General features: G+C 55.0%; 17 protein-coding genes. 7 read left to right on the top strand and 10 right to left on the bottom strand.

The genetic code is table 11. From position 1 onward, the window contains the following. Positions 1–187: 187 nt before the first annotated feature. Positions 188–427: a DUF1883 domain-containing protein gene (locus ACMVME_RS09810; RefSeq protein ID WP_014170489.1), complete on the top strand. Its 240-nt coding sequence runs from the start codon at positions 188–190 to the stop codon at positions 425–427. Between the two features lie 40 nt (positions 428–467). Here the strand turns inward: ACMVME_RS09810 and ACMVME_RS09805 are convergent, their stop codons facing one another. Further along, positions 468–1,163, bottom strand: coding sequence for a gamma-glutamylcyclotransferase (locus ACMVME_RS09805; protein WP_020882351.1), 696 nt, complete (start codon positions 1,161–1,163; stop codon positions 468–470). A gap of 177 nt (positions 1,164–1,340) precedes the next feature. Continuing rightward, positions 1,341–1,571, bottom strand: coding sequence for a putative cation transport regulator ChaB (gene chaB / locus ACMVME_RS09800; RefSeq protein ID WP_032680829.1), 231 nt, complete (start codon positions 1,569–1,571; stop codon positions 1,341–1,343). 269 nt (positions 1,572–1,840) lie between these two features. Between chaB and chaA the strand changes: the two genes are divergently transcribed. Further along, positions 1,841–2,935 carry a sodium-potassium/proton antiporter ChaA gene (chaA, locus tag ACMVME_RS09795; protein WP_020882349.1) on the top strand — a complete coding sequence of 365 codons (1,095 nt, stop codon included), beginning with the start codon at positions 1,841–1,843 and terminating at the stop codon, positions 2,933–2,935. 92 nt (positions 2,936–3,027) lie between these two features. Here chaA and kdsA read toward each other — a convergent pair whose 3' ends face one another. The 6 genes from kdsA to hemA are packed head-to-tail and all read right to left on the bottom strand — an operon-like array spanning position 3,028 to position 8,331. Then, positions 3,028–3,882 (bottom strand): 3-deoxy-8-phosphooctulonate synthase, encoded by an 855-nt coding sequence (kdsA, locus tag ACMVME_RS09790; protein ID WP_014170494.1) that lies wholly within the window; start codon positions 3,880–3,882, stop codon positions 3,028–3,030. 36 nt (positions 3,883–3,918) lie between these two features. Then, on the bottom strand, positions 3,919–4,728 hold the full coding sequence (gene sirB1, locus ACMVME_RS09785) for an invasion regulator SirB1 (RefSeq protein ID WP_014170496.1): 810 nt from the start codon (positions 4,726–4,728) through the stop codon (positions 3,919–3,921). A gap of 3 nt (positions 4,729–4,731) precedes the next feature. Beyond that, entirely contained in the window at positions 4,732–5,124 is a 393-nt protein-coding gene (sirB2, locus tag ACMVME_RS09780) for an invasion regulator SirB2 (RefSeq protein ID WP_063214294.1), read from the bottom strand. Continuing rightward, the gene (prmC, locus tag ACMVME_RS09775) at positions 5,121–5,951 is read right to left on the bottom strand and encodes a peptide chain release factor N(5)-glutamine methyltransferase (protein ID WP_068794707.1); all 831 of its coding nucleotides are present in this window, start codon (positions 5,949–5,951) and stop codon (positions 5,121–5,123) included. Before prmC ends, sirB2 begins: the two co-directional genes overlap by 4 nt. Then, positions 5,951–7,033: a peptide chain release factor 1 gene (gene prfA, locus ACMVME_RS09770; RefSeq protein ID WP_020882346.1), complete on the bottom strand. Its 1,083-nt coding sequence runs from the start codon at positions 7,031–7,033 to the stop codon at positions 5,951–5,953. The genes prmC and prfA overlap by 1 nt, the downstream gene beginning before the upstream one ends. Positions 7,034–7,074: 41 nt before the next feature. Further along, complete coding sequence (gene hemA / locus ACMVME_RS09765) at positions 7,075–8,331, bottom strand: glutamyl-tRNA reductase (protein WP_014170500.1); 1,257 nt, start codon at positions 8,329–8,331, stop codon at positions 7,075–7,077. A 201-nt stretch (positions 8,332–8,532) separates the two neighbouring features. Here hemA and lolB point away from each other — a divergent pair, with 201 nt between their 5' ends. The 4 genes from lolB (at position 8,533) to dauA (ending at position 12,888) form a co-directional block, all read left to right on the top strand. Next, positions 8,533–9,144: a lipoprotein insertase outer membrane protein LolB gene (lolB, locus tag ACMVME_RS09760; RefSeq protein ID WP_414743419.1), complete on the top strand. Its 612-nt coding sequence runs from the start codon at positions 8,533–8,535 to the stop codon at positions 9,142–9,144. Next, positions 9,141–10,010: a 4-(cytidine 5'-diphospho)-2-C-methyl-D-erythritol kinase gene (gene ispE / locus ACMVME_RS09755; protein WP_014170502.1), complete on the top strand. Its 870-nt coding sequence runs from the start codon at positions 9,141–9,143 to the stop codon at positions 10,008–10,010. The genes lolB and ispE overlap by 4 nt, the downstream gene beginning before the upstream one ends. 126 nt (positions 10,011–10,136) lie before the next feature. Further along, complete coding sequence (prs, locus tag ACMVME_RS09750; protein WP_003856663.1) at positions 10,137–11,084, top strand: ribose-phosphate diphosphokinase; 948 nt, start codon at positions 10,137–10,139, stop codon at positions 11,082–11,084. A 124-nt stretch (positions 11,085–11,208) separates the two neighbouring features. Further along, the gene (dauA, locus tag ACMVME_RS09745; RefSeq protein ID WP_414743418.1) at positions 11,209–12,888 is read left to right on the top strand and encodes a C4-dicarboxylic acid transporter DauA; all 1,680 of its coding nucleotides are present in this window, start codon (positions 11,209–11,211) and stop codon (positions 12,886–12,888) included. Here dauA and ACMVME_RS09740 read toward each other — a convergent pair. Beyond that, complete coding sequence (locus ACMVME_RS09740; RefSeq protein ID WP_414743417.1) at positions 12,874–13,932, bottom strand: MerR family transcriptional regulator; 1,059 nt, start codon at positions 13,930–13,932, stop codon at positions 12,874–12,876. The genes dauA and ACMVME_RS09740 overlap by 15 nt on opposite strands. 124 nt (positions 13,933–14,056) lie before the next feature. Further along, entirely contained in the window at positions 14,057–14,332 is a 276-nt protein-coding gene (gene ychH, locus ACMVME_RS09735; RefSeq protein WP_014170506.1) for a stress-induced protein YchH, read from the bottom strand. Positions 14,333–14,606: 274 nt separating this feature from the next. Here ychH and pth point away from each other — a divergent pair, with 274 nt between their 5' ends. Then, on the top strand, positions 14,607–15,191 hold the full coding sequence (pth, locus tag ACMVME_RS09730) for an aminoacyl-tRNA hydrolase (RefSeq protein ID WP_006175913.1): 585 nt from the start codon (positions 14,607–14,609) through the stop codon (positions 15,189–15,191). Positions 15,192–15,301 lie beyond the last annotated feature (110 nt).

Genomic DNA, 15,301 nt, shown 5'->3' with positions numbered 1-15,301 from the left:
GGCAAAACGCGCGCCAGAGTAAATTTTCAGGAATTTTGTCATTTTTGTTTAATCGTTACGCCATTTTTTGATCAAAGTCAGCATCCTCACCCTCCCCCTTTGGTGTTATGCCATGAGTGAATTGTGAACAATATCACGCTCGGATATGGCAGCAGGGAGAGCGTTGTTTAAGACTACGGGGTAAAAAATGGCACTGGTAAAAACAAGTTTGAAATTGTTTGGCGGGGATACGGTCGTGGTGCGGTGTTCTGAGCGCTGCCGCATTCATTTGATGAGTTCGAAAGCACAACAACACTCGCAGGCGGATATCCTGACCGTGCAGGATGACAAGGCATGGCTTACCGTGCCGTACACCGGCACGTGGGATGTCCTGATTGACAGCCATAGCCAGTCACTGGAGCATTCCGTAAGCTACGTTGCTGCATAAGAGACAAACGCCCGGTCAGCTCACGCAGCCGGGCGCATTCTCAGGCAAAACCGGGACGCAGCGTATTATTCAGCGGGTTCCCTTCCAGCAGCGCTTTCACTTTCACCACCAGCTCATTCAGACAATCGTCCTTCATGCCGAGGCGCGTCAGCTCCTGGTCGAGCGAAAAGAGATACTGCGCGTTGGTGCCCAGCGGTCCACTGGCGGCAGCGATCAACGGGGCAATAACCTGCGTGCGGGTATCCGCTTCATACAGCGGATGGCGCGGATCCATAATAAACACCAGCGCGTTAACGGTACGTCCGTCATCGAGTTCCAGCTTGCACCAGCTCGGCATATAGCAGCCGGTGATCATCTCGCGCTTCCACAGCAGCGTCAGTTCGTCTTCCAGCGTTGCATCCGGCAGACGGTAGGCCACCCCCGTGGTGCGTCCGCCTTCTTTTAGTGCAAGCATGCGTCCAGGCTGACACGCGCTACCTCGACCGGCCGTCAGGCGCAAACAAAATGCGCGATGCCAGCCAGGAAGTGTACCTGTTGCCGATTCGACAAATTCGAGAGCCGGGTTCCACATCAGCGAACCGTAGCCAAAAATCCATACCGGGCCATCATCCGGGCGGCACGCCAGCGTGGCAGCGAGCGACGCCGCACGTTGTTCAGCTGACCAGAGAAGCGATTCCTCAATAGCACCAAATGCCGTCTTACAATCTGCCTTCATTAAGAAATCACGCGTTAACACTTTCCACCTCCGCCACTGCATGCTTCCTTGCGACATCTGTAATCCGCCTTCCCGGCATTGTGTGCTGGTCATTTTGCCAGCAGTTGAGTAACGATAAGCAATTCACGGGCCAGTTGCAATACAACGGAAGTTCAACCGCCTGAAAAGTCAAAACGAAGGCAGCGAATGATTTCACGGCTATTTCTTTTTATGCCATTTATCGTCGTCTCCTTTCTCATATTCATGTTTTACTGCGGCCCAGGCGACTTTGTGCGCGGTCTCTTCACGGCTGGCATCATCACGTCGATCTTCTTTATCTTTGTATTGATCCCAGGCGCTGTTAAAGGCCTCTTTGTAGATATCCTGCGCGTGCGCGGGCAATACGTGTTGCACGCTGTCTGGTAATTCGCGTTTCGTTTTATATGGCATCGCTAACCCCTCTTTTGGTTAAAGAGGTAAGTGTGGACGACGATACGGCAGGGTGCCAGTAAATTAAGAATTATGCGTAAATGATAATTTTAATATTATGTTATTAAAGGATTAATTATAGAACACACCATATTATCGACCCCACACAGCCAAAAAATTACAAACAGTAAAATTGAGTAAAAAATCAAGGGTATTTAACAGAGATCTGTTAATTTAATGACCGAAAATTCTATCTATAATTACAAGCACCTGCATTGATGGAGAAGCACATGACAGCAGCACACGAGGCGGTGAAGACCCGCCACAAGGAGACATCACTCATTTTCCCGGTCCTGGCACTGGCTGTGCTGCTCTTCTGGGGAAGCAGTCAGTCACTGCCAGTGGTAGTTGGTATCAATATTCTTGCTCTGGTGGGTATCTTAACCAGCGCCTTTAGCGTTGTTCGCCATGCGGACGTATTAGCCCATCGCCTGGGTGAGCCTTACGGCTCGCTAATTCTCAGCCTTTCGGTGGTTATCCTCGAAGTCAGTCTGATTTCCGCGCTGATGGCGACCGGTGACGCCGCACCGACCCTGATGCGTGACACCCTCTACTCCATCATTATGATTGTGACAGGTGGTCTGGTGGGCTTTTCACTGTTACTGGGCGGCCGCAAATTTGCGACCCAGTACATGAATCTGTTCGGCATAAAACAGTATCTGATTGCCCTTTTCCCGCTGGCAATTATTGTGCTGGTCTTCCCGATGGCATTGCCGGGGGCCAATTTCTCAACCGGTCAGGCGCTGCTGGTTGCGCTGATTTCCGCAGCCATGTACGGTGTATTCCTGCTGATTCAGACCAAAACGCACCAGAGCCTGTTCGTCTATGAACATGAAGATGATGGCGACGACCCGCATCACGGTAAGCCGTCGGCTCACAGCAGCGCGTGGCATACGGTTTGGCTGATCGTACATCTGATTGCGGTTATCGCCGTGACCAAAATGAACGCCAACCCGCTGGAGACGCTGTTAACCGAGCTGAATGCCCCGGTCGCGTTTACCGGTTTCCTGGTGGCGCTACTTATCCTGTCGCCTGAGGGTCTGGGGGCGTTGAGGGCGGTGCTGAACAATCAGGTGCAACGCGCAATGAATCTGTTCTTTGGCTCGGTCCTGGCGACAATCTCACTCACCGTGCCGGTAGTGACGCTGATTGCCTTTATGACCGGTAACGAGTTGCAGTTCGCGCTGGGTGCGCCAGAGATGATTGTGATGGTGGCTTCACTGCTGCTGTGTCAGATATCCTTCTCGACCGGGCGCACCAACGTGCTGAACGGCGCGGCGCACATGGCGCTGTTTGTGGCCTATCTGATGACGATATTTGCCTAAGCGTTGTTCGGTGAGGCTCTGAGGCCACACCCGACACCTCTTCCATCGGAAGAGGAATAACCAAAAAAAACCCGCCGAAGCGGGTTTTTTTATTAGTGGCTGGTATCCAGCTCGTCGAAACTCTTCACCAGATCGTCAATCGCCTTGATCTGTTTCAGGAACGGCTCCAGTTTAGCCAGCGGCAATGCGGACGGGCCGTCGCACTTCGCGTTGTCCGGGTCCGGGTGCGCTTCAATGAACAGACCGGCCAGGCCAGTCGCCATACCGGCGCGCGCCAGCTCGGTGACCTGCGCACGGCGGCCGCCAGAAGCTGCACCAAACGGGTCGCGGCACTGCAGCGCATGGGTCACATCGAAGATAACCGGAGACTGGTTGGACACGTTCTTCATCACGCTGAAGCCGAGCATATCAACGACCAGGTTGTCATAACCGAAGTTTGCGCCACGGTCACACAGGATCACTTTGTCGTTGCCGCCTTCGATAAATTTATCGACGATGTTACCCATCTGGCCAGGGCTCACGAACTGAGGTTTCTTCACGTTGATGACTGCGCCAGTTTTCGCCATCGCTTCCACGAGGTCCGTCTGACGCGCCAGGAACGCCGGCAGCTGGATAACGTCGACAACGTCCGCAACAGGCTGCGCCTGAGAAGCTTCGTGCACGTCGGTGATCACTTTCACGCCAAAAGTCTGTTTCAGTTCCTGGAAAATTTTCATCCCCTCTTCCAGGCCCGGGCCACGGTAAGAGTGAATGGAGGAACGGTTGGCTTTGTCAAAAGAGGCCTTAAACACGTACGGGATACCCAGTTTCTGGGTCACGGTCACGTAGTGCTCGCAGATACGCATCGCGAGATCACGGGATTCCAGCACGTTCATACCGCCAAACAGCACGAACGGCAGGTCGTTTGCCACGTTGATATCACCAATGCTAACCACTTTTTGTTTCATAGGATCGCCTTATTCAGGTGTGAATCGGAATTAAGATTAATGCAGTGTAATTTGTTTGTGCGAGATCGCGTTGATCTGCGCACGAATCATTTCGCTAATAGGGTCTTCCGGGCATTGCTCAACGAAATAATTCAAATCGTTCAGCGCCACATGCTCGCAATCAAGCTGGGCATAAATCAGCCCGCGATCGCGGATTTCGTACGGATCTTCCGGATTAAACTGCAGCAGCACTTCACTGGCACGTAATGCCAGCTCCATCTGACGCTCTTCCATCAGCGCAGATTTCAGCGTATCCAGCAGTTTACGGATCACCTCAGCGTTATCCGCCTCGTCGAGATCTTCATTAAAGAGCTCGGCAACCGGGCTAATATTGCCTTTTAACCAGACGTCCAGCGTATGCTCATCCAGCGTATCGCCGTTAAACGGATTAATGAGCCACATCTCACCGTCCAGCCACTCCGCTCGCAGGATCATCTGCGTCGGGAAAATGACCGGCACCAGTGGAATATCCAGACGATGCGCGACCCACAGCAAAATGGAACCCAGCGCAACCGCGCTGCCCTGACGATTTTTCAAGACCTGATCCAGCCATAGTGCGTCAGACAGACGATACACGCCACGCGTGTCGCAGAAACCCCATTCGCCGTAGAAAAGCTCAAGCAGCTTCTCTAATTGCCAGTCCTGCGGGCGCGCCTGATTGATCTCTTCACGCGCCAGGCTGACCAGATTCTCCAGCTCTTCGTAGACGTACTGCGACGTAAAATCGTCGCGGATCATCTCCGAAATCAGGATCATGCCATCGCAAAGCGGCACTTTATTAAATTCGAAATCGGCTAAGGACCTCATGACTTACCCCAGTAACGGTATTCTTGTGGTGGCGAGTTTAATGATGATGTACAGCACCACCAGCCCCAGCAGAAAGGCGATAAAACCGGCCTGCTGGCTGCGCGGACGACGACGCCCAAGCGCGATAAAACCCAAAACGATGTAGATGATAACGCCAAACAGCTTTTCAGTCAGCCATGCGCCTTTATCAGTAAATGGCAGATAGCCGGTCTTCCACATTAATCCGGCCCCTGAGAGAAACAGCACCGTGTCAATACAGTGCGGCGCAATACGCACCCAGCGGGCGTCAATCAGCGGATTATTGCTGTAACGCCACCAGTAACGGACGATGAAAAAGCTGATGGTCAGGGCAACGGCTATCAGGTGGGCCGTGATCAGCACGGTAAACAGACTCATGCCCATTGTCCCAGCGTCAGACGGTCGTTGCCGCCATAGTCGCGGCAGGTCTCCACCGCACGATAACCTGCAGCGATGAACACGTCACGCACCGCGTCCCCTTGCGTCCAGCCGTGCTCGACCAGCAGCCAGCCGCCGGGGTGCAAATGCTGTCGTGACGTTGTCACAATATGCACAATATCCGCCAGCCCTTCGTTGGCAGATACCAGCGCCGTCAGCGGTTCAAAACGCACGTCCCCTTGCGTCAGGTGCGGGTCATGCTCGTCGATATAGGGAGGGTTGCTGACAATCATCCCGAACGTGCGGTTATCCAGCGCGCTAAACCAGCTGCTTTGCAGAACGGTGACGTTCGGGAAGCCCAGACGCGCCACGTTACGCTGCGCCAGCGCTACCGCATCGGGCATCACGTCAACCGCCGTCACCTCGCAGTCCGGACGCTCGCTGGCCAGCGCCAGGGCAATTGCGCCAGTGCCGGTTCCAAGATCGAGAATTCGGCAGGCTTGTGCGGGTAAACGCGACAGTGCCTGCTCCACCAGACACTCGGTGTCCGGACGTGGGATCAGGGTCGCTGGGGAGACGTACAACGGCAGTGACCAGAACTCACGCTCCCCGACCAGATGCGCCACCGGCTCACCGGTTTTGCGTCGGGCAAGCAGCGTAGCGAGCTGCCCTTCCTGCTCAGCGCTCAGCTGGGTCTCGCCGAAAGCCAGCAGGTAAGTGCGGGCTTTCCCCGTCACAAACTCAAGCAAAATTTCGGCGTCACGTTTAGGGCTTTCGCTCGCGGAAAGCTCACTGGCGGCCTGCCGTAACCAGTGCTGAAACTCCATTATTCCTGCTCGGACAGTGCTGCCAGCTGGTCGGCCTGGTATTCCTGCACGATAGGCTCAATCAGCATATCCAGCTTTCCTTCCATCACTTCGTCCAGACGGTACAGGGTCAGGTTGATGCGGTGGTCGGTAACACGGCCCTGCGGGAAGTTATAGGTACGGTTACGGTCGCTGCGATCGCCGCTGCCCAGCAGGTTACGACGCGTGGAGGCTTCCGCCTGCTGACGTTTTGCCATTTCAGCCGCGTGGATACGCGCGCCCAGCACGGATAAGGCTTTGGCTTTGTTCTTGTGCTGTGAACGTTCGTCCTGGCACTCCACCACGATGCCGGTTGGCAGGTGAGTAATACGGATAGCGGAATCGGTGGTGTTAACGTGCTGACCCCCTGCCCCGGAGGAGCGGAAGGTATCGATACGCAGGTCCGCCGGGTTGATGTCCGGCAATTCTGCTTCAGGCAACTCTGGCATCACCGCAACCGTACAGGCAGAAGTGTGAATTCGCCCCTGAGATTCGGTGGCAGGTACGCGCTGCACGCGATGACCGCCGGATTCAAACTTCAGACGACCGTACACGCCGTCACCGCTGATTTTAGCGATAACCTCTTTGTAGCCGCCATGTTCACCGTCGTTGGCGCTCATGATCTCAACGCGCCAGCGACGCGCTTCGGCGTAGCGGCTGTACATACGGAACAGATCGCCGGCAAACAGTGCCGCTTCGTCACCGCCGGTCCCGGCGCGGACTTCGACAAAGGCGTTACGCTCATCGTCCGGATCTTTTGGCAGCAGAAGCACCTGCAACTGTTGCTCCATCTCTTCAGCACGCGCTTTTGCATCCAGCAACTCTTCCTGCGCCATCTCGCGCATTTCAGGGTCGTCGAGCATCATCTGCGCGGTTTCAATATCTTCCTGGACCTGTCGCCAGTCGGTAAAGCATTTTGATACATCACTCAACTGCGCGTATTCACGCGAGAGCGCGCGAAAACGTTCCTGGTCAGCAATGGTCCCGGCATCGCCGAGCAGCGCCTGTACTTCTTCATGGCGCTCGTGCAGAGCTTCCAGTTTAGCGACGATAGAAGGCTTCATAGGCGTAAATGCACCTTGTAATAGAAAATGGGTATAGGGCGCTATTCCAGCCCGAGGCTGTTGCGCAGAATAGTCAGGCGTTCATCATCCCCGTCACGGGCAGCCTGCTGAAGAGATTTGGTTGGTGCATGGATAAGGCGGTTGGTCAGTTTCCAGGCCAGATCCTGCATAATGGCTTCTGCGTCGCCGCCCTGCTGAAGGGCGGCCAGCGCTTTGGCGGTCAGGTCATCACGCACCTGCTCCGCCTGACCGCGGTACTCACGGATAGTCTCGCTGACGCTTTGCGCGCGCAGCCAGGCCATAAACTCACTCGTTTCCTGCTCTACAATGGTTTCCGCCTGAACCGCCGCCGCTTTACGCTGGGCAAGGTTATGCGAAATGATGCTTTGCAGGTCGTCCACGCTGTAAAGGTAGGCGTTCGCCAGTTTACCGACTTCCGGTTCGACATCGCGCGGGACGGCAATATCCACCAGCAGCATCGGTTGATTACGGCGGGATTTCAGCGCTCGCTCGACCATCCCTTTACCGATAATCGGCAGCGGGCTGGCGGTAGAGCTGATGATAATATCTGCCTCTTTCAGGCGCTCATCGATGTCGCTCAGCGCAACCACCTCGGCACCCACCTCGTCCGCCAGCACCTGTGCACGTTCGCGGGTACGGTTAGCGATAATCATCTTTTTGACTTTGTGTTCACGCAGATGGCGCGCCACAAGTTCGATGGTTTCGCCCGCCCCGACCAGCATCACAGTGACGGTCGACAGGGATTCAAAGATTTGACGGGCCAGGGTACAGGCCGCGAAAGCAACAGAAACCGCACTGGCACCAATGTCGGTTTCGGTTCGCACACGCTTCGCCACAGAGAATGACTTCTGGAACATACGCTCCAGTTCACTGGCTTTCAGATGCCCTTTTTGCGAATCGGCAAACGCCTTTTTCACCTGACCGAGAATTTGCGGCTCGCCGAGCACCAGCGAGTCCAGGCCGCTGGCCACACGCATCAGATGGCTGACTGCATCGTTATCCTGATGCCAGTACAGGCTATTACGCAGCTCTTCTTCGTTGAGGTTGTGGTAATCACATAACCAGCGGATCAGCGCTTCATGCAGGTTGTCCTGCTCTTCAACGCTTAGGTAGAGTTCAGTACGGTTGCACGTCGAGAGCACCACGCCACCCTGCACCATCGGCTGTGCAAGCAGGCTGTCCAGCGCCAGGTCAAGCGTATCCGGCGAAAACGTGACGCGTTCTCGCAGCGAAACCGGGGCTGTTTTGTGGTTAATACCGAGTGCTAATAGGGTCATGTTGAGCGGGAGTAGTACCAGCGTTAATAAGGTTAGCAGAACGCATCATACAGGATGCGCGAGATCAATAAAAGAGACTGCCCCCTTTCGGAGTAATAGCTTATACAATGCTTTGAGATAATTTGAACGTAGACGGTGGCACCCTTCGACGCTAGCATTAACAGTTATAACTGCAACGTATCTCAAGGATTTGTCCTCATTATGACCCGACTGATTCGCCTGCTGCCCCTGGCGGCACTGGTTCTGACCGCATGTACCGTCACCCAACCTAAAGGCCCGGGCAAAAGCCCTGATTCACCGCAGTGGCGTCAGCACCAGCAGGACGTCCGCAATTTGAGCCAGTACCAGACCCGTGGTGCCTTCGCTTATCTCTCTGATGAACAAAAAGTGTATGCGCGTTTCTTCTGGCAGCAAACCGGGCAGGACAACTATCGCCTGCTGCTGTTAAACCCGCTGGGCAGCACCGAACTGGAGCTTATTGCCAAACCGGGTGAAGCGCAGATCACCGATAACAAAGGCAAGCACTATACCGCCACCGACGCCGAAGAGATGATCGGCAAGCTGACCGGAATGCCTATTCCGCTGAACAGCCTGCGCCAGTGGATCCTGGGCCTGCCGGGTGACGCGACCGACTACCAGCTTGACGACCAGTACCGTCTGAGCCAGGTGAACTACACCCAGAACGGCAAAACCTGGAAAGTGGTGTACAGCGCCTATGACAGCAACACCAGGCCTTCCCTGCCATCCAACATGGAACTGACCCAGGGCAGCCAGCGCATCAAGCTGAAAATGGACAAATGGATCGTTAAATGATGACCCACTGGCCTTCTCCGGCAAAACTGAACCTGTTTTTATACATCACCGGACAGCGTGCTGACGGGTACCATACCCTGCAGACGCTGTTTCAGTTCCTTGATTACGGCGACACGATCGCGATTGGCCCGCGTCAGGACGGCGAGGTTTGCCTGCTGACGCCGGTTGATGGCGTGGCGCATGAAGATAACCTGATCGTGCGCGCTGCACGTCTGCTGATGAAAACGGCGTCGGACACCGGTCGTCTGCCGGCAGGAAGCGGCGCGGATATCCGTATTGAGAAGCGTCTGCCGATGGGCGGTGGACTGGGCGGTGGCTCATCAAATGCCGCCACCGTGTTGGTTGCCCTGAATCACCTCTGGGGCTGCAGATTATCTCAGGATGAGCTGGCAGCGTTAGGCTTAACGCTGGGGGCGGATGTCCCGGTCTTCGTGCGCGGTCATGCGGCGTTTGCTGAAGGGGTGGGCGAAATACTTTCCCCGGTCGAGCCGCCGGAAAAATGGTACCTGGTGGCCCACCCGGGCGTCAGCATTCCGACCCCGGTCATCTTCAACGATCCTGACCTGCCACGGAATACCCCGGTGCGGTCAATAGAAACGTTATTAAATTGTGAATTCAGCAACGATTGCGAGGTTATCGCAAGAAAACGTTTTCGCGAGGTTGATGCGGTGCTTTCCTGGCTGTTAGAATACGCGCCGTCGCGCCTGACTGGCACAGGGGCCTGTGTCTTTGCTGAATTTGACACCGAATCCGCCGCTCGTCAGGTGCTTGAGCAAGCGCCGGTTTGGCTGCATGGTTTTGTAGCACGTGGGATGAACACCTCCCCCCTACAGCAAGCCATTCTGGCGCAGACTGAGTTTCGGTGACAACGTCACCCTGTTCCAGACGTTGCATCGCGCTCTTTAATACACCGCCTGGATAGCATTTCGCCTGGCCCGCACAGTTTGCGGCGAACGCTATCCACCACTGGACGCATGCCTGAGGTTCTTCTCGTGCCTGATATGAAGCTTTTTGCTGGTAACGCCACCCCGGAACTAGCACAACGTATTGCCAACCGCCTGTACACTTCCCTCGGCGACGCCGCTGTAGGTCGCTTTAGCGACGGCGAAGTCAGCGTACAAATCAATGAAAATGTACGCGGTGGTGATATTTTCATCATCCAGTCCACCTGTGCTCCAACAAATGACAACCTGATGGAACTGGTTGTTATGGTCGACGCCCTGCGTCGCGCTTCAGCAGGCCGTATCACTGCTGTTATTCCTTACTTCGGCTATGCTCGTCAGGACCGTCGTGTCCGTTCCGCGCGTGTGCCAATCACTGCCAAAGTTGTCGCTGATTTCCTCTCCAGCGTTGGCGTTGACCGTGTTCTGACCGTTGACCTGCATGCAGAACAGATCCAGGGCTTCTTCGACGTTCCGGTTGATAACGTATTCGGTAGCCCAATCCTGCTGGAAGACATGCTGCAGCTGAATCTGGATAACCCAATCGTGGTTTCTCCGGACATCGGCGGCGTGGTACGTGCTCGTGCTATCGCTAAGCTGCTGAACGATACCGACATGGCAATCATCGACAAACGCCGTCCACGCGCTAACGTTTCTCAGGTGATGCACATCATCGGTGACGTTGCTGGCCGTGACTGCGTGTTGGTTGACGACATGATCGATACCGGCGGTACGCTGTGTAAAGCAGCAGAAGCGCTGAAAGAGCGTGGTGCCAAGCGCGTATTCGCCTACGCGACTCACCCGATCTTCTCCGGCAATGCAGTAAACAACCTCCGCAACTCCGTTATCGACGAAGTAGTGGTGTGCGATACCATCCCACTGAGTGACGAGATCAAAGCGCTGCCAAACGTGCGCACCTTGACCCTGTCCGGGATGCTGGCCGAAGCGATTCGTCGTATCAGCAACGAAGAATCTATCTCAGCAATGTTCGAACACTAATCGAACACGGCCGAAAAACCCGCTGCGGCGGGTTTTTTTGTCTCTGATATTTATTTGTATGATCAATGCCTCCTTCACCTGCCATTCATATGACAGATGATGCGCACACGGATGAGAGATAATTGTGAAACACGTAACCTCCTCACATGTTCTTCCCTTTCGCGCCCTCATCGACGCTTGCTGGAAAGAGAAATACACCGCTTCACGTTTTATGCGTGACCTTATTGCCGGTATCACCGTCGGGATTATCGCCATTCCGCTCGCCATGGCACTGGCGATTGGCAGCGGCGTAGCACCGCAGTATGGGCTTTACACGGCGGCCGTCGCCGGGATTGTGATTGCGCTAACGGGCGGGTCTCGCTTCAGCGTTTCCGGCCCGACAGCCGCATTTGTGGTGATCCTCTATCCCGTTTCTCAGCAGTTTGGCCTGGCAGGCCTGCTGGTCGCCACCCTGATGTCCGGCGTCTTTTTGATCCTGTTTGGTCTGGCCCGTTTTGGCCGGCTGATTGAATACATCCCCCTTTCCGTGACGCTGGGGTTCACCTCCGGGATTGGCATTACCATTGGGACAATGCAGATCAAGGACTTCCTCGGCCTGCAGATAGCCCACGTCCCTGAACATTACCTGCAAAAAGTTGGGGCGCTGTTTATGGCGCTCCCCACCGCCAACCCCGGCGATGCCGCCATCGGGATTGTTACCCTGGGCACGCTGATTATCTGGCCTCGTTTAGGCATTCGTCTGCCTGGCCACCTGCCCGCCCTGCTGCTGGGCTGTGCGGTGATGGCCATCGTTAATCTCTTTGGTGGGCACGTCGCGACCATTGGATCTCAGTTCCACTATGTTCTGGCTGACGGTTCACAGGGAAGCGGTATTCCTCAACTGCTACCGCAACTGGTACTGCCATGGGATATGCCGGGTTCCAGCTTCACCTTAAGCTGGGACTCCCTGCGCGCCCTTCTGCCCGCGGCCTTCTCAATGGCGATGCTGGGGGCCATTGAATCCCTGCTCTGTGCCGTCGTGCTGGACGGCATGACCGGCACCAAGCATAAAGCCAACAGCGAACTGGTTGGGCAGGGTCTGGGCAACATCATCGCCCCGTTCTTTGGCGGTATTACGGCAACAGCAGCCATCGCCCGCTCTGCGGCAAACGTACGTGCCGGGGCTACGTCGCCGGTATCAGCAATTATCCACTCCGTGCTGGTGATCCTCGCCCTGCTGGTCCTCGCCCCGCTGCTCTCCTGGCTGCCGCTTTCAGCCATGGCGGCCCTGCTGCTGATGGTGGCGTGGAACATGAGCGAAGCACATAAGGTGGTCAATCTGCTGCGTCGCGCACCGAAAGACGACATCATCGTGATGCTGATGTGTATGTCGCTGACCGTGCTGTTCGATATGGTTATCGCCATCAGCGTCGGGATCGTGCTGGCCTCCCTGCTGTTTATGCGCCGTATAGCGCAGATGACGCGCCTTTCCCCGGTTAACGTAGAGGTACCTGACGATGTGCTGGTGCTGCGTGTGATTGGCCCGTTGTTCTTTGCTGCTGCGGAAGGTCTGTTCAGCGAACTGGAAACCCGTATCGTGGGCAAACGCATTGTGGTGCTGAAATGGGATGCCGTGCCGGTGCTGGATGCGGGTGGTCTGGATGCCTTTCAGCGCTTCGTTTCGCGTCTGCCGGAAGGCTGCGAACTGCGGGTGAGTAATCTCGAATTCCAGCCGCTGCGCACCATGGCGCGCGCTGGCGTGCAGCCGATCCCTGGCCGCCTGGCCTTTTATCCCAACCGTGAAGCCGCGTTAGCGGATCTGTGAATGCCCTGATGCAGAGAAACGTCTCTGCATCATCACGGCTATCGCCTGCTGGAGCCATGCAAGCACGGCAGGCGTCATCCATGTTCCTTTCATCAGATGCGCCTCCTGCTGCATGGCAACGCGAAACTTTTGCTGGGTTTCAGGATTCGTTCCCGCGTATGACTGGAACAATATCCGCCAGTGTTCAGCGAGCATTTGCGCCTCACCGGAAGACGGGTCAAGGTTTTCCCGCTGCGCCTGATGCAATTTCGCTACCAGTGGCGGCCACTCCATCATGCGATCAAAATAGTGCGCGCGGGTAAAGGCCATCTCTTCTGCAGAGAGATACTTTTCCCAGATGGCAAGCTTCGATTCGGCAAACGCCCGCGTAATATAGTCAGTCATTTCCGCCGTAATACCCGTCTGCTCACGCATCTGCGGCTCGACGCTGTGCATCTCGTTCAGCCGGGTGAGAAATTCCGGCTTACCTGCCGTATCCTGCTCCAGGCGTGACATCCAGCGCGTCGCCAGATCCCTGGCACGGGGATCCGAAACGTCGATATTATGCTTCAGCAGGTTATTTGCCTCAGCAACCAGACCTGACCAGATATCCGCAAGTGCCTCCTTCTGTACGGCAAACGGCAACTGCTGTAATTCCTCTTTGCTAAACCAGCGTTCGTACATATTCATTAACTCCAGAGTCTGTAGCCAGGATTCCAGATTGGGTGCCGCATCGTCGGTAAGCCCGGTACGCAATTCCACCAGCCTCTCGCGCAGTGTCAGCATGCTGCGAAGTTGCTTATCCAGCAAACTGATTTGCGCATCGATTAATTCGGTTAACGACAGCGACTCCTGTTTCAGAAAATCCCTGATTTCAGCAAGTTCCAGCCCGGCTTTTGCCAGCACCTGAATCATATGCAGACGTTGCACATCCGCCAGATTATACAGCCGGTAACCTGCCGCACTTCTGGCAGAAGGCAGTAACAACCCTGTTTGCTCATAGTGATGCAATGTTCGCACGGTGATCCCGGCACGTTTCGCGAGTTCACCCACCTGAATCAACATAACGGCTCCTTTTACTTTGCCAGTGGCACCACTCTGAAGCCTTACGTTACGTGAGGGTCAACCTTTCATGCAAAAAAAAACGACTCCATGAGGAGCCGTTTCGGTGTTCTTTCGTCGTAGCACGTTAGCTGTGTTTGTGCTGGTCCCTGCGGCAGCGCTTATCGTAATGGCGCACCCACCAGTATTTATCGCAGACTTCTTCATGACCACTCACGCGCGCACCGGCAAGCCATAGCACTGCACCAAGGAAGATACTCAATACCGCGCCATGCGCAAAGTATTGCGGAAGGTCAAGCTGCGGCAATTGGTTTAAAATTGAATAACCCACGCCAGCGACCATCACAAACAGTCCCAACCCCATCAGCACATTACCGAGTATCGAAGCGTTTTTGCGTTTCATATGTCACCTCCGGAACTTTGGGTTGTAAGGGGAAAAGCCCCTGATCCTTGTGTGTAAAGTATAGACAACGGCTCTTTTATGAGTTGCGTGAATGATCACATTTACAGATAACTCCCAGACAAAAGTTTACAAATAAGACATTGAACAGCTTGAAATTCTAATTGTTCAGATAAGTAATTATTCATATCTCGCGGTTCGGGCAGCAGAATTTTGTCAAGCGGCGCGTCAGACAGTAAACTACGCGCCAGATCTGGAACCCATTAGGAATTGAATCGTGACGATTAAACTGATTGTCGGCCTCGCGAACCCTGGCGCAGAGTACGCGGCGACCCGCCACAATGCCGGCGCCTGGTATGTTGATCTGCTGGCCGAACGGTTGCGTGCTCCCCTGCGTGAAGAACCAAAATTCTACGGGTATACCTCACGTATCAATCTTGCTGGCGCAGATGTCCGTCTGCTGGTGCCCACCACCTTTATGAACCTGAGCGGCAAAGCTGTTGCAGCCATGGCGACGTTTTATCGCATTAACCCGGATGAAATTCTGGTGGCCCACGATGAGCTGGACCTGCCCCCCGGTGTGGCAAAATTCAAACTGGGCGGTGGTCATGGCGGTCACAATGGTCTGAAAGACATTATCAGCAAGCTGGGCAATAATCCCAATTTCCACCGTTTGCGCGTGGGAATCGGCCATCCGGGCGATAAAAACAAAGTTGTCGGTTTCGTACTGGGTAAGCCACCGGTTTCTGAGCAGAAACTGATTGACGAAGCGGTTGACGAAGCGGTGCGCTGCACCGAAATCTGGCTGCAGGATGGCCTAACCAAAGCGACAAACCGCTTACACGCTTTCAAAGCGCAATAATCCGCCCGATACGGCTTTTTTACCGCGCGTGGTGCGGGTTACGTGTATAATAGGCGTAGTTATTTACTTTTCATCAATCGGTTATCGTTAACGGATTGATTATCAAGATA

This window comes from Enterobacter cloacae complex sp. 2024EL-00711 (assembly GCF_047529885.1).
Lineage (GTDB): Bacteria > Pseudomonadota > Gammaproteobacteria > Enterobacterales > Enterobacteriaceae > Enterobacter > Enterobacter ludwigii.
This window is presented reverse-complemented; position numbering and strand designations above follow the sequence as displayed.

What these genes read in the sequence shown, in the direction of transcription:
- ACMVME_RS09810 (WP_014170489.1), top strand. Translation starts at nt 188, where the DNA reads ATGGCACTGGTAAAAACAAGTTTGAAATTGTTTGGCGGGGATACGGTC.
- chaB (WP_032680829.1), bottom strand. Translation starts at nt 1,571, where the DNA reads ATGCCATATAAAACGAAACGCGAATTACCAGACAGCGTGCAACACGTA.
- chaA (WP_020882349.1), top strand. Translation starts at nt 1,841, where the DNA reads ATGACAGCAGCACACGAGGCGGTGAAGACCCGCCACAAGGAGACATCA.
- kdsA (WP_014170494.1), bottom strand. Translation starts at nt 3,882, where the DNA reads ATGAAACAAAAAGTGGTTAGCATTGGTGATATCAACGTGGCAAACGAC.
- sirB1 (WP_014170496.1), bottom strand. Translation starts at nt 4,728, where the DNA reads ATGAGGTCCTTAGCCGATTTCGAATTTAATAAAGTGCCGCTTTGCGAT.
- sirB2 (WP_063214294.1), bottom strand. Translation starts at nt 5,124, where the DNA reads ATGAGTCTGTTTACCGTGCTGATCACGGCCCACCTGATAGCCGTTGCC.
- prmC (WP_068794707.1), bottom strand. Translation starts at nt 5,951, where the DNA reads ATGGAGTTTCAGCACTGGTTACGGCAGGCCGCCAGTGAGCTTTCCGCG.
- prfA (WP_020882346.1), bottom strand. Translation starts at nt 7,033, where the DNA reads ATGAAGCCTTCTATCGTCGCTAAACTGGAAGCTCTGCACGAGCGCCAT.
- hemA (WP_014170500.1), bottom strand. Translation starts at nt 8,331, where the DNA reads ATGACCCTATTAGCACTCGGTATTAACCACAAAACAGCCCCGGTTTCG.
- lolB (WP_414743419.1), top strand. Translation starts at nt 8,533, where the DNA reads ATGACCCGACTGATTCGCCTGCTGCCCCTGGCGGCACTGGTTCTGACC.
- ispE (WP_014170502.1), top strand. Translation starts at nt 9,141, where the DNA reads ATGATGACCCACTGGCCTTCTCCGGCAAAACTGAACCTGTTTTTATAC.
- ACMVME_RS09740 (WP_414743417.1), bottom strand. Translation starts at nt 13,932, where the DNA reads ATGTTGATTCAGGTGGGTGAACTCGCGAAACGTGCCGGGATCACCGTG.
- ychH (WP_014170506.1), bottom strand. Translation starts at nt 14,332, where the DNA reads ATGAAACGCAAAAACGCTTCGATACTCGGTAATGTGCTGATGGGGTTG.